Origin of the sequence: Psychrobacillus sp. MER TA 171, assembly GCF_023713305.1 — a bacterium.
In the GTDB taxonomy this organism is placed as follows: Bacteria; Bacillota; Bacilli; order Bacillales_A; family Planococcaceae; genus Psychrobacillus.
On the sequence record NZ_JAMAWN010000005.1, the window covers coordinates 95306 to 107847 of the forward strand.

The 12542-nt window shown below is 36.0% G+C and carries 11 protein-coding genes and 1 tRNA gene; all 12 read left to right on the forward strand.

Going from position 1 to position 12542, the window contains the following annotated elements:
• The first annotated feature begins 150 nt into the window (after window positions 1–150).
• The 12 genes from M3627_RS06925 to M3627_RS06980 all read left to right on the forward strand — a co-directional run bounded on the left by M3627_RS06925 (window position 151) and on the right by M3627_RS06980 (window position 12536).
• Entirely contained in the window at window positions 151–1452 is a 1302-nt protein-coding gene (locus M3627_RS06925; protein WP_251553415.1) for a cation:dicarboxylate symporter family transporter, read from the forward strand.
• A gap of 286 nt (window positions 1453–1738) precedes the next feature.
• On the forward strand, window positions 1739–2056 hold the full coding sequence (locus tag M3627_RS06930) for a hypothetical protein (RefSeq protein WP_251553416.1): 318 nt from the start codon (window positions 1739–1741) through the stop codon (window positions 2054–2056).
• A 45-nt stretch (window positions 2057–2101) separates the two neighbouring features.
• Window positions 2102–2434, forward strand: a complete 333-nt coding sequence (locus M3627_RS06935) for an antibiotic biosynthesis monooxygenase family protein (RefSeq protein ID WP_169361001.1) — start codon at window positions 2102–2104, stop codon at window positions 2432–2434.
• Between the two features lie 258 nt (window positions 2435–2692).
• Entirely contained in the window at window positions 2693–3871 is a 1179-nt protein-coding gene (locus M3627_RS06940) for a GerAB/ArcD/ProY family transporter (RefSeq protein WP_251553417.1), read from the forward strand.
• Complete coding sequence (locus M3627_RS06945; protein WP_251553418.1) at window positions 3810–5276, forward strand: spore germination protein; 1467 nt, start codon at window positions 3810–3812, stop codon at window positions 5274–5276. The genes M3627_RS06940 and M3627_RS06945 overlap by 62 nt, the downstream gene beginning before the upstream one ends.
• Window positions 5260–6408: a Ger(x)C family spore germination protein gene (locus tag M3627_RS06950; protein WP_251553419.1), complete on the forward strand. Its 1149-nt coding sequence runs from the start codon at window positions 5260–5262 to the stop codon at window positions 6406–6408. The genes M3627_RS06945 and M3627_RS06950 overlap by 17 nt, the downstream gene beginning before the upstream one ends.
• A gap of 161 nt (window positions 6409–6569) precedes the next feature.
• Window positions 6570–6643, forward strand: a tRNA-Arg gene (locus tag M3627_RS06955).
• A 370-nt stretch (window positions 6644–7013) separates the two neighbouring features.
• Window positions 7014–7979: a tRNA dihydrouridine synthase gene (locus M3627_RS06960; RefSeq protein WP_169361004.1), complete on the forward strand. Its 966-nt coding sequence runs from the start codon at window positions 7014–7016 to the stop codon at window positions 7977–7979.
• Between the two features lie 140 nt (window positions 7980–8119).
• Window positions 8120–8257, forward strand: a complete 138-nt coding sequence (locus M3627_RS06965; protein WP_251553420.1) for a YfhE family protein — start codon at window positions 8120–8122, stop codon at window positions 8255–8257.
• 217 nt (window positions 8258–8474) lie between these two features.
• Entirely contained in the window at window positions 8475–10028 is a 1554-nt protein-coding gene (locus tag M3627_RS06970) for a phytoene desaturase family protein (RefSeq protein ID WP_169361006.1), read from the forward strand.
• Window positions 10029–10149: 121 nt separating this feature from the next.
• On the forward strand, window positions 10150–11034 hold the full coding sequence (locus M3627_RS06975) for a phytoene/squalene synthase family protein (protein ID WP_251553482.1): 885 nt from the start codon (window positions 10150–10152) through the stop codon (window positions 11032–11034).
• Complete coding sequence (locus tag M3627_RS06980; RefSeq protein ID WP_251553421.1) at window positions 11034–12536, forward strand: phytoene desaturase family protein; 1503 nt, start codon at window positions 11034–11036, stop codon at window positions 12534–12536. Before M3627_RS06975 ends, M3627_RS06980 begins: the two co-directional genes overlap by 1 nt.
• The last annotated feature ends 6 nt before the right edge of the window (window positions 12537–12542 follow it).

Genomic DNA, 12542 nt, shown 5'->3' on the forward strand with positions numbered 1-12542 from the left:
TTTATAGTCATAAAAATTTAAATGCTATTACCATTATTTTCATAGAGCTAATAATTTCACTCTTATATAATATTCTAGTATAATAAAAAACAATATATTATTTTAAGATAGTTTATTTTTATGCACAGTAATAAGGGGGGGTATAAAGAAATGAAAAAGAAAAATCGTATAAGAATTGGGCTAGCTTGGCAAATCTTAATCGGCTTGATATTAGGTATTATTGTTGGAGGTATATTTTATGGAAATGATATTATTTTAAAATACCTTTCTCCATTCGGTACAATTTTCATGAATATGATTAAAATGATTGTAGTCCCAATTATTATTTCGACATTAATTGTTGGTGTAGCCGGTCAAGGTTCTTTAAAACAGGTTGGAAAACTTGGTGTTAAAACACTTGTTTATTTTGAAATCATTACAACGGTTGCCATTATTCTAGGTATATTATTAGCTGATATAACGCAGTTTGGTAGCGGTGTCGATATGAATGAGTTAACAAAAGGAGATATTTCTTCGTATGTGGAAACAACAGAAGAAATGTCTAAAGAAGATCATAGCATAATGGATACAATTGTAAATATTGTACCGACAAACATTGTCTCCTCAATGGCAGCAGGGGACATGTTGCCAATCATCTTCTTTTCCGTACTGTTTGGTCTAGGGGTTGCAGCTATTGGTGATAAAGGCAAACCGGTATTAGCATTAGCACATGGTGTAGCTGACGCGATGTTCTGGGTAACGAATTTAATTATGAAATTTGCGCCAATTGGTGTTTTTGCATTAATCGCAACGACTGTTTCCACATTCGGGTTATCTTCTTTAATTCCATTAGGGAAACTAATGATTTTAGTTTATTTTGCGATGATTTTCTTTATTGTAGTTGTATTGGGCATAACGGCTAAAATTGTTGGGTTAAGCATATTCCGCATTATTAAAATGATTAAAGACGAGCTCATATTAGGATTTTCCACTGCAAGCTCGGAAACTGTATTGCCGCGTATTATGCTGAAAACAGAAAAAGCAGGTGTACCAAAAGATATTGGGTCATTTGTTATTCCAACAGGTTATTCGTTTAATTTAGATGGCTCTACTTTATACCAAGCAATTGCAGCATTATTCATTGCACAAATGTACAATATTGATTTGTCTTTATCAAATCAAATTATTTTAGTTTTAACGTTAATGGTCACATCGAAAGGCATAGCAGGTGTGCCGGGAGTATCGTTTGTCGTGCTTCTTTCAACACTTGGTGCAGTAGGTATTCCTTTAGAAGGGCTAGCTTTCATTCTTGGAATTGATCGTCTATTAGATATGATGCGTACAGTTGTTAACATATGTGGTAATACATTAGCAGCATTAGTCATGGCGAAATGGGAAGGCCGTCTTGACATGGACAAGTATAATAACTACTTTAATAACGAAACAGTTGATGCTTCAGTTAAAGAGGATTAATTGTATAAAAGTAAACAGATGTATCAAGGTTTAGAAAGTTGGTACCGTGGTAGAAAAGCGCTTAAAATCCTTTAACGTTGGGGGTCTTAGGCGCTTTTCTTTTTTTGAGAAGTCGTTAAATACAAGAAATTATTATCTTTTTGCTTCTTTGCCTGTAATCCACTGCTTTAATGGCATCTGTTTTTCTGGTAGCAAAACATACAGATTTCATTACTTAAAATTGACAGGATGTATACATTCGTATACAATTTTATGTATACGAATGTATACATTAGGGGGATGAAAAATGAAAAATGATTCCCATAGAGAAAGATTCACGGATCACTGTGAAGACCGAAATGGTCCTTGTAGAGGTAGTGGAAAAAGACGTGGAGCAAAAACGTTTCGTCGGGGAAGAGCTTTGGCCTTCTATGAGATAATGCAAACTAAATCTAATTCTCTAAAAAGACAGCTCGCTACTCCAGAGCTACAATCCGTGAACTCAGTGTTAGTGGGGGAGCTAAAGGCTGTAGAAATGTTAATGGATGAATTTGCCCAGTTATTTGAATTAGTAGAAGTTGACGAAAAAGATCAACAGAATGAAGTGGAAGAATCAGGACAGTAATAAGAAAGATATTACATATATTCGTAATAATTTGGAGGGATGACAATGTTCGTACAAATTCGCAAATGGACAGTAACAGAAGGAAACTCAGATAAGGTACTAGAACGCTTTAAGAAAAAACCAGATCAAGGACCATCTTTAATTGAACAAAGAGAAGGTTTTATCGGACGTGAACTTTTAGTGAAAAACGTTCGCCGTGGTGAAGAAGAAGTAGTAATGATCGTTCGCTGGGAATCAGAAGAGGCATGGAAAGCATGGGAAAAGAGCCCTGAACATATCGCTGGTCACAAAAATAAAATTAAAGAACACGGTGGAAAACCACCGAAGCCTGAATATGTAATTTCCATGGAGCACGGAAACTATTCAGTAGTTGAATAAGTATTTTGCAAAAGAGTGAGCTATTAATATAGCTTGCTCTTTTTGTTTTAGAAGAATCCCTACCCCGAGGAAAGCGTCCGGCTAGGGCGAAAAATCAATTTACTCTCTGATTTAAATTTCTTTGCATCATAAATCAACCTACCCTTTAACATAGCTAATATAGTTGCTTAAGAATAGTTCTCAAATTTATATCTATTTTACCTTATAAACACTTTAAAAGTTGTCAAAACTAGAAAGTATTATAAAACGTTAGAAGGTATGAATTTGAAAAGAGTCGGTCCGATAAGTATTTTACATATTGTTGCTTTATCCATGACGATGATTGGATTAAAAAATCATGTCACTATTCTACCACCTATTTTAGAGGTTGGGGGTAGAGATGGATGGATGTCTGTCATACTGGCTGCAGTTATCATGTGCTTCTGGATTTTTATACTTGTTTATATTTATAAGCAAGCGAAACAAAGGCCATTGATGGAGTGGCTTCAGGAGGCAACAGGTCCCAAAACTAGTACAATCTTTCGTTACGTAGTAGGGATCTATCTGTTCGTATTGGCAGCCTTTACCATGCGTGAAGCGATGCAGTGGGTGAAAACCACCTTCTTGCCTACGACCTCCATCATCGTCTTATTAATAATTTATATTGTTTTGTGCATCCTATTAGCAACTAGTAATATCCAAACTATTGCAATAGTAAATGTAATGGTCTTGTTTGGTGTTTTAGTTTTAGGATTTTTTGTTGCCTTTGTGAACATACAGGTGAAGGATTATTCATTGATCCGACCTTTTTTAGAGCATGGCTGGGAGCCTGTGCTAAAAGCCAGTATATTTCCTGCCGCAGGTTATATCGAGCTAATACTACTTCTCTTTTTACAGCAACATATTAAAGACAAAATGAGATGGTACCATTTTGCAATCATCCTGTTCTTGTTAATGGGGCTAACTTTAGGCCCTTTACTGGGAGCCATTACAGAGTTTGGTCCACACGAGGCCGCGGAACAAAATTATCCGGCATATGAGGAATGGGGTTTAGTTACTATTGGGCAGTTTATCGAACATCTTGACTTTTTTTCCATCTACCAATGGTTAACTGGTGCCTTTATACGTGTTGGGCTGCTTTTATTCATCTCAATTGACCTTCTTAAAATGAAAAACAAGAAGCCTGTATGGTTCATCTTAGCCCCAGCGTTCTTTATCATTTGTATGATTTTAACGTTAATTAACGACAATTTATTTCTTTTCATTAAAGGTAACTACTTTCTTATAACTACTTTCGTGTTCTTTTTACTAGTATCAATCTTCTTGTTCTTGATAGCTTTTTTTCATAAAAAAACAACAAAAAAAGAGAAAAGACGTATGAAAGGAGGGAAACAAAGTGAAACCAACGGAGGAGAAACTGGATCTTCAAACAATAAAAGAACTATTCAAGAAGAATGAAGATGTCATTTTTCAGTTGTATAACTACGGGAAATATAAAGTCCATTTTATTACCTGTGATGCTATGACTGATCTTCAACTACTAAATGAAACCATTGTTCCTCGGATACAAAAAATGTGCACTGAGGTTGGCGAGGAACCACTTGAGGAGTTCATTTTGAATAAGCTTCATATACCAGATTTACAAAAGGTAGAGGCAAAAGAAGATTTAATTACAAGAATCTTTAATGGCTATCTAATTCTTTATATTGAGGACGAAAATCTTACGTTCTCAAGTAATATTGCTAAAAAGCCTAATAGAAGTCCTGAGGAATCCAGGATGGAAGTACTTATTAAGGGGCCAAGGGATAATTTTATTGAGGATATTTCGGTTAATATTGCTTTAATAAGAAAAAGATTACCTACAAACTCCTTGAATGTGGAAAAACTGGAACTAGGAAAAAGATCAAAGACAACAGTTGCTGTACTTTATATGGATGATATTGCTAGCAAGGACATCCTAAAGGATATTATGAGTCAATTAAAGGAAGTGGATATTGATATTGTTTTTAGTGGAGAACTTTTGCTGGAAAAAATAAATGAAAAATCTCCCATCTTCCCTAGAAATGATTATACTGGAAGGCCAGATTTTGCTGTACAAGCCTTGGTAAGGGGAAGGTTTCTTATTCTAGTTGATGGCGTAGCTTATGTAGTAATAACCCCAGTCAACTTATTTTTGCTATTAAAATCAGGGGAAGATGTAGAATATCCGATGGCTTTTAGTAGTGCTGAAAGAGTTCTGAGAATAATTGGTCTAATGATAGGATTAGCCTTACCTGCCTTTTGGCTAGCGCTTACTACTTTTCATCAGGACCAACTACCCTTTCAATTACTAGCCACTGTTGTTCAAAATAATTCTGGACTTCCGTTGCCTTCAGCCCTTGAAATGCTGACGATGCTAGTTATGTTCGAGTTATTTAGGGAGGCAGGCTTACGATTGCCAACAGTAATCGGAGGAACCATTAGTGTGGTAGGTGGTCTAATTGTAGGGGATGCAGCTATAAGAGCAGGTTTAACAAGCCCCGCCATGATTGTGGTGATAGCTATATCTACCATCGCTACCTTCACTTTAGTGAATCAGTCGCTTGTCACAGCTGTAAGTATAGTTCGAATCATACTCATACTGATTACTTCTATATTAGGATTGTTTGGGTTTTTTATTTCTTTATATTTTTTACTTCTTTATTTATCAAGTATTAGAATATTTGGAGTTCCATATATGAATATTGCAACCGATTTGAGTTGGGCTACCATTAAAAAGTCGCTTATAAGGTCAGCACCCAAAAACTATAAAGAGCGCCCACATGCTTTAAGTCCTCAGGATTCTACTCGAATTGGAGGAGAAGATGATGAAGAGAATAACTAAACAGTTGTGCATTCTTTGCTTATTTCTACCTCTACTTACCAGCTGTTGGGATGTGGATGAACCAAATAGAATACGATACATCTATGCAATAGGGATAGATTATAAAGAGGATAAGTATGAAATACATGCTCAAATCATCGACTTCATCAATATTGCAAAAACTGAGCAACCAAACCAGGATGCAATTCAGATAGAAGTTGGCAAGGCTAAAGGGGACACTATAGAAGAGGCATTCTTTGAATTGTATAAATCAATGGATTTGAAGTTATTCTGGGGACATATGACGTATATGGTTCTTTCTGAGGAAGCACTTAAAGAAGGAAGAGCTAATGTTATTATTAACGCCTTTTTAAGATTTAGAGAGATTAGATATCAAACGTGGATATATACAACGAAAGATCCTATTGGTGAAATTATGTTGCTAAATCCTATTTTTAACAGTGCCATGACTAGACTTAAACTAGCCGATCCTATGAGTTCATATCAACAAGAGTCCTTTATAGAACCAATAGATTTCCGGAAGCTCGTTATTCGTTTAAATGAACCGAGTTATGAAGTAAATATTCCCTATGTGAAAATAGACGATAATTGGGAGAATGAAAAAGAAAAAGATAAACTACCGAAATTCGAGGGGGTAGGTGTCGTTACTCCAGACGAATTTAAAGGCTTTATCTCAGGCGAAAAAATTAATGGATTACAATGGATGACTAAGGAAACTAAAAAAGGGGAAATTACAATTCCTCGTGACGATAAGTTTGTTTCGATTACTATAGATAATCTCAAAATAAAAGTAAAACCTAAAGTTCAAGGCGACGAAGTCAAATTTGAAGTAAAATTAAATATGAATGCTTTACTAAGTTCCTTTGAGGGAAAAATCACAGAGAAAGAGATTCGACAATTTGTGAAGAAGCAAATTAAAAAAGAAATCGAAGAAACCTATTTAGAAGGACTGGAAAAAGAAGTGGATATATATCGTCTATCAGAACACTTGTATAGAAGTGATGTGAAGAATTGGAAAAAAGTACAGAAGAATGGCAAAGTTCCTTTGACAGAAAGCTCTATTAGCAGTATAACGATAGAAGTTAATAAAGTTTATACAGGGAGAAAAGCATTTAAAGAAACAATTGAATAGCTTAATTGCTTATTCTGTAGGAAATAAGGGGATAGGATAGGAAATAATGTTCTTTTTTCCTTATTAATTTTAAAAAAATGATTAATACCCTTGACAATAAATCAAATATACATGATAATAAATATTGTCTTTCCAGTATTTTAATTCGGAAAGAAAATATTGTCTCAGTAGCTCAGCTGGATAGAGCAACGCCCTTCTAAGGCGTCGGTCGGGAGTTCGAATCTCTCCTGGGACGTAGATTGGTTCAGGTGATCGAAGTTTGAACCTAACTAAAAGTGCTTCAAATCCTTTTATTTAAGGGATTTGGGGCATTTTTTCTGTCTTTGGTTCCTTGTTTTAATATGTCACTAAGTGAAATAAATAAAGAGCAGAAGTACCAAATTACTTCTTGGAAAATGAAAATCTTTATAAGAGAAACATGTATGAAGATAAATTGAAAAAGCTAGGTTATACTATAAAAATGACTTTATTGCCTAGCTAAACGAGATCTTTATAGCTCTCTAAATATGTAATAACTTTTTAAGTGTAAATTAAATCATAATTTTAATAATACTGGGTTCTGTGGTTGAAGAAGAATCCCATTACGAGAGGGTTGGAATATAAATATGACTAAAAACTTTTGGCAGGAATTGCCTAAACCTTTTTTTGTACTTGCACCAATGGAAGATGTGACAGATGTTGTTTTTCGTCAAGTTGTTAGTAAAGCAGGTAGACCTGATGTCTTCTTTACGGAATTTACAAACACGGAGAGCTATTGTCATCCAGAGGGCCAAAAAAGTGTGCGCGGAAGATTACTTTTTACTGAGGACGAACAGCCAATGGTTGCGCATATTTGGGGAGATAAACCCGAATTTTTCCGTCAAATGAGTATCGGAATGGCTGAGCTAGGTTTTAAAGGTATTGATATTAATATGGGCTGTCCTGTACCGAATGTAGCAACAAGAGGAAAGGGCAGTGGTCTAATTCTTCGACCAGACACAGCAGCAGAACTTATAGAAGCAGCTAAAGCTGGTGGATTGCCAGTAAGTGTGAAGACAAGACTTGGATATACAGAAATAGATGAATGGCAAGAATGGCTAACGCATATTCTTGAACAGGATATTGCGAACCTTTCTATTCATTTACGTACTAGAAAGGAAATGAGCCAAGTTGACGCACATTGGGAGCTGATTCCAGAAATTAAAAAGCTACGTGATCGTATTGCGCCAAACACGCTTTTAACTATAAACGGTGATATCCCTGATAGAGAAACTGGGCTTAAGCTAGTAGAACAATATGGCGTTGATGGAGTTATGATTGGACGCGGTATTTTTAAAAATCCGTTTGCGTTTGAAAAAGAGCCAAAAGAGCATAGTACTCAGGAATACCTTGACCTTTTAAGATTGCAGCTGGACTTACAGGACAAATATGCAGAGGAATTGCCACGCTCCATCTCGGCACTTCATCGTTTCTTCAAAATATATGTTAAAGGCTTCCCAGGGGCAAGTGAATTAAGAAATCAATTGATGAATACAAAGTCAACGGATGAAGTTCGTACGTTGCTTGATAATGTTGAATTAAAACAAGATTAATAGCTGAAGTGCATGATATAAGTAAAAGTTGGATAACATATCCCTGCCAGGATTATTATACTTTCTTAAAATTAGCATGATGTAGTATATCTCTCCTTTCAAAGAACAACATAATAATATACTTTGAAAGGAGTGGTATGATGCCAGACCGTAAACCGCCACATGAGCAATTAACTGTAAAAGACAATGGTTTAACATCAACTCAAGAAGTTTTGTATCAGCAGGAATTTAAAAAGGCTGATCAAGCGACACAAAAAAATAATTCACGAAAAAAGTGAAAAATAAATCATAGTATAGAACCCTCTTGTGCTAAAGGAGCACAAGGGGTTTTTTTTATTTTATAATAGAAAGAAATAATTTTATATAATGTTTGTATAATGTAAATCAAAGAAAGGTTATACAAATTGATTGACTTTTGTATAATGTTTGTGAATAATTAAAACAAATAACGTTTGTAGGATAAAGACAATATTTGACGGAGAGGAAGAATAAATAATGCCAAAAAGTAAAAAGAGAGTAGTAGTTATTGGAGCAGGGGTAGCTGGATTAGCAAGTGCCATTCGTCTTCAGCATGCTGGATATGAAGTGGAGTTATACGAAAAAGAGGCTTTACCAGGTGGCAAAATGAATCGAATTGACATGGATGGTTATCAATTTGATCTTGGGCCGAGTATTGTGATGATGCCTGAGCTATATAGGGAAGTATTTGAGTTAACGGGAAGAAATCCGGACGATTATATCCCTATGCAAAAAATTGATCCGATGTATTCAACTTACTTCGGAGCAAAGGCGGAGGAAAAATACGACATCTCTTCTGATTTGGTAGAGCTTATGAAGACGCTAGAGAATATATCAGAGGAAGATTCAAAAGGCTTTTTAAACTATCTTCAGGAAATTTACCAACGTTATCTTGTAGCAAAAAATCATTTTCTTCAAAGACCTTTCCGTAACTTCACTGATTTTTATAATCCAAATACGATTCGTCAAATGCTTAAGCTAAAAACGTTTGATAGTGCAGACCATTTTATCGGGAAGTATGTAAAGAATGAACGCATAAAGCAAATTCTCAGCTTTCAAACGTTATACATAGGAGTGTCGCCATACAATGGACCTTCTTTATACACAATTATCCCAATGATAGAAATGCTCTATGGAGTTTGGTTTATCAAAGGTGGAATGTATACAATGGCTTCCTCAATGGAGCGGATATTTAAGGAACTAGGTGGCAAAGTTTATTACAATGCATCTGTAGATGAGGTTCTTATAAAAGATCAACAGGCTTATGGTATCCGAGTAAAAGGAAAAGAAGTTCTTTCTGATTTTGTTATGTGCAATGCTGATTTCCCTTATGCAATGAAAAATTTAGTCAAGGATACTAAATCCAAAGGAAAGTATACGGATAAAAAAATAGATAGTATGAAATATTCCTGTTCCTGCTTCGTGATGTATTTAGGAATGGATCGAAAATACGATGAACTGGACAATGTACACAATTTCTTTATCACCGAAGAGTTAGAGAAGAACCTCACTGATATTTTTGATGGGAACAAGTTGGAGCAGCCTTCTTTCTATGTTTACGTAGGCTCTAAATTAGATCCTAGTCTTGCACCAGAAGGAAAGGACGGGCTTTATATTCTTGTGCCAGTTCCTGAGCTATCTTCTTCGAAGTATGAATGGACAGATGAAACGGTTCAATATTATCGGAAAAAAGTAATGGATTCTCTAAAGAATGTTAAAGGGTTAGAAAATATTGAAGAGGAAATTGTTTCTGAAACGTACATGACTCCATTAGATTTTGAATCCAAATTTAATGCATATAACGGTGCTTGCTTTGGTCTACAGCCAACACTGACGCAAAGCAACCATATGCGTCCACAGAGTAAAGCAAAAAACTGTGAAAATCTATATTTTACTGGAAGTAGCACGCATCCAGGAGCAGGAGTACCTATCGTCTTACTCTCTGCTAAGATCGCAACCGAAGAACTGTTATTGGATGATGGAATAAAAGAAAAAAATAAAGCGGGCTTTCCAGAACTTGTGACCAATTAAAAAAATGAAACTATGAAAATCTTGTTACACTTGCTCCAATTATTGTTTAGCTATTGTGATTAGTAGGCTAAAAGAGTGGATGCGCAAGTCCTATAAATAATTAAAGGAGGCAAAGGATTTGGTGAGAAAACAGGATACAACAGTAAAGGATTACTATCGGTATTGCGAAGAAATCATTAAAAAGAACTCGAAGAGCTTTTATTTCGCTTTTAGTCAGCTGCCAGAGGACAAAGCGAATGCTGTATTTGCTATTTATACTTTTTGCAGGAGAGCAGATGACAGTGTCGATGAGAATGGTTCCAAGGTTAGACAACAGGAAGAGCTAGAACGCTTAAACATGGAGCTGCAGCTTTTTGAGAAAGGGGAAGAAATCCAACATCCAATGTGGCTAGCACTTCGGGACGTATTTAATAGATATAACATGAGCATTGAACCCTTTTATGAGCAATTGGAGGGTCAGCGGATGGATATAAATTTTACTGAACCAATGACGCTTATGGAATTGGAGAAATACAGCTATTATGTAGCTGGAACAGTTGGCTTAATGCTTTTGCCTGTCCTTGCACAAGGCAGTAGCATAGATTTAACAGAGCAGGCTATTAGCCTCGGTATTGCTATGCAAATTACGAATATTCTGCGAGACATCGGCGAAGATTACCACATAAAAAATAGAGTTTATATACCCCAGTCTCTATTAGCTTCAGAGTTATACAGCGCGGATCATTTGAAGAAGGCCACTATTAACCCCGGTTTTATTCGCATTTGGGAATCCCTAGCGCAACATGCGGAGGAGTTATATGATAATTTCTTTCATTCTATCTTTTATTTTGATGAGGATAGTCGTTTTCAGGTATTACTAGCAGCAAAGGTTTATCGGGGAATATTAAATGCGGTGAGAAAAAATAATTATGATTGTTTTCATGTAAAAAATTATGTTTCACCAATTGAGATGCAAAAAATCCATCAGGCAGCTCGTTTTGTAGTGAATAGGAAGGTGCTTTCATAATGGTAGAAAAACAAAAGACTGTCGTAATAATAGGTGGGGGATTAGGTGGTTTATCTGCGGCTATTTCATTGGCTCAGGCAGGCTATTCCGTTTCCCTTTATGAGAAAAACAGTCATTTAGGCGGAAAGCTAAATCGACTAGAACAAGATGGTTTTGGATTTGATTTAGGGCCTTCTATTCTTACCATGCCACATATCTTTAACCGACTATTTACACGTAGTGATCGTAATATGTCGGATTATATATCGACATTCAGATTAGAGCATGAGTGGCGGTCCTTTTTTACAGATGGAACAACTATTGATCTATACGGGGATCTCGAAAAGATGGCAAAGGAAAATAGGAGCTTGTTGGCAAAGGATATACGAGAGTATGAGGAATTCCTTCTATATGCAAAAAGAATATATGAAGTAACAGAAGAAGGGTATTTAGGCAAAGGATTAGATAACACCATGGACGTGTTTAAGCAGCATGGATTCATAGAGTCACTAAAAGGCTTTGATTATTTTTCTACTATGTATGATGGGATAAAAAAGAGAATAAGCAATCCTAATTTAAGAACTATGCTTTCTTACTTTATTAAGTATGTTGGCTCATCTCCGTATGAGGCACCCGCAGTATTAAATATGATGATTTATATGCAGCATGCCCAGGGTGTATGGTATGTTCCAGGAGGTATGCATGGTATCGCCCGTGGGATGGTGAAGCTTGGTAAGGAGCTTGGCATATCCTTCCACACTGGAAAAGAGGTAAAGCAATTACATAGAGACGGAGCCAAGCGTATTGCTTCTGCAGAGCTTACCGATGGAACAAGAGTTAGTGCAGATTATTTTATCTCTAATATGGAGGTAATTCCAGCATATGAAAAGTTACTAGAAGAAGAGCCAGCCTATGTAGAAAAGCTAGAAAATAAGTTTGAACCTTCAAGCTCGGGTTTAGTATTACATCTAGGGGTTAATAAAAAATATCCTCAATTAGCTCACCATAACTTTTTCTTTTCGGATAACTTGAAGGAACAAATGGATCAGGTTTTCCATCGCTATGAGCTACCTGATGATCCAACGATTTATTTGGTAAATACAAATAAAACAGACCCAAGTCAGGCGCCTCCTGGACATGAAAATATAAAAATATTACCTCATATTCCTTATATACAAGATAAGCCCTTTACGGATAACGATTATATAGAGCTAAGAGAACGAGTATTGATTAAGCTTGAAAAAATGGGATTGGAAGGGCTTCGACAGCATATTGTCACGGAGGATATATGGACACCACATGACATTGAACGTACGTATTATTCCCATCGAGGTTCTATTTATGGAACAGTTTCCTCGAAAAAGAAAAATCACGGTTTTAAGAACCCAAAGCATAGTGAACTATACGATAATTTATACTTTGTAGGCGGCACAGTGAATCCAGGTGGCGGTATGCCAATGGTTACACTAAGCGGTCAGCAGGTGAGTGAGATGATAGAGGAGAGGGACAGAAAAGAGTCATAAGGAAGA

Coding starts and splice junctions, on each gene's coding strand:
- M3627_RS06925 (WP_251553415.1), top strand. CDS start 151: ATGAAAAAGAAAAATCGTATAAGAATTGGGCTAGCTTGGCAAATCTTA.
- M3627_RS06930 (WP_251553416.1), top strand. CDS start 1,739: ATGAAAAATGATTCCCATAGAGAAAGATTCACGGATCACTGTGAAGAC.
- M3627_RS06950 (WP_251553419.1), top strand. CDS start 5,260: ATGAAGAGAATAACTAAACAGTTGTGCATTCTTTGCTTATTTCTACCT.
- M3627_RS06970 (WP_169361006.1), top strand. CDS start 8,475: ATGCCAAAAAGTAAAAAGAGAGTAGTAGTTATTGGAGCAGGGGTAGCT.
- M3627_RS06965 (WP_251553420.1), top strand. CDS start 8,120: ATGCCAGACCGTAAACCGCCACATGAGCAATTAACTGTAAAAGACAAT.
- M3627_RS06980 (WP_251553421.1), top strand. CDS start 11,034: ATGGTAGAAAAACAAAAGACTGTCGTAATAATAGGTGGGGGATTAGGT.
- M3627_RS06960 (WP_169361004.1), top strand. CDS start 7,014: ATGACTAAAAACTTTTGGCAGGAATTGCCTAAACCTTTTTTTGTACTT.
- M3627_RS06935 (WP_169361001.1), top strand. CDS start 2,102: ATGTTCGTACAAATTCGCAAATGGACAGTAACAGAAGGAAACTCAGAT.
- M3627_RS06940 (WP_251553417.1), top strand. CDS start 2,693: ATGAATTTGAAAAGAGTCGGTCCGATAAGTATTTTACATATTGTTGCT.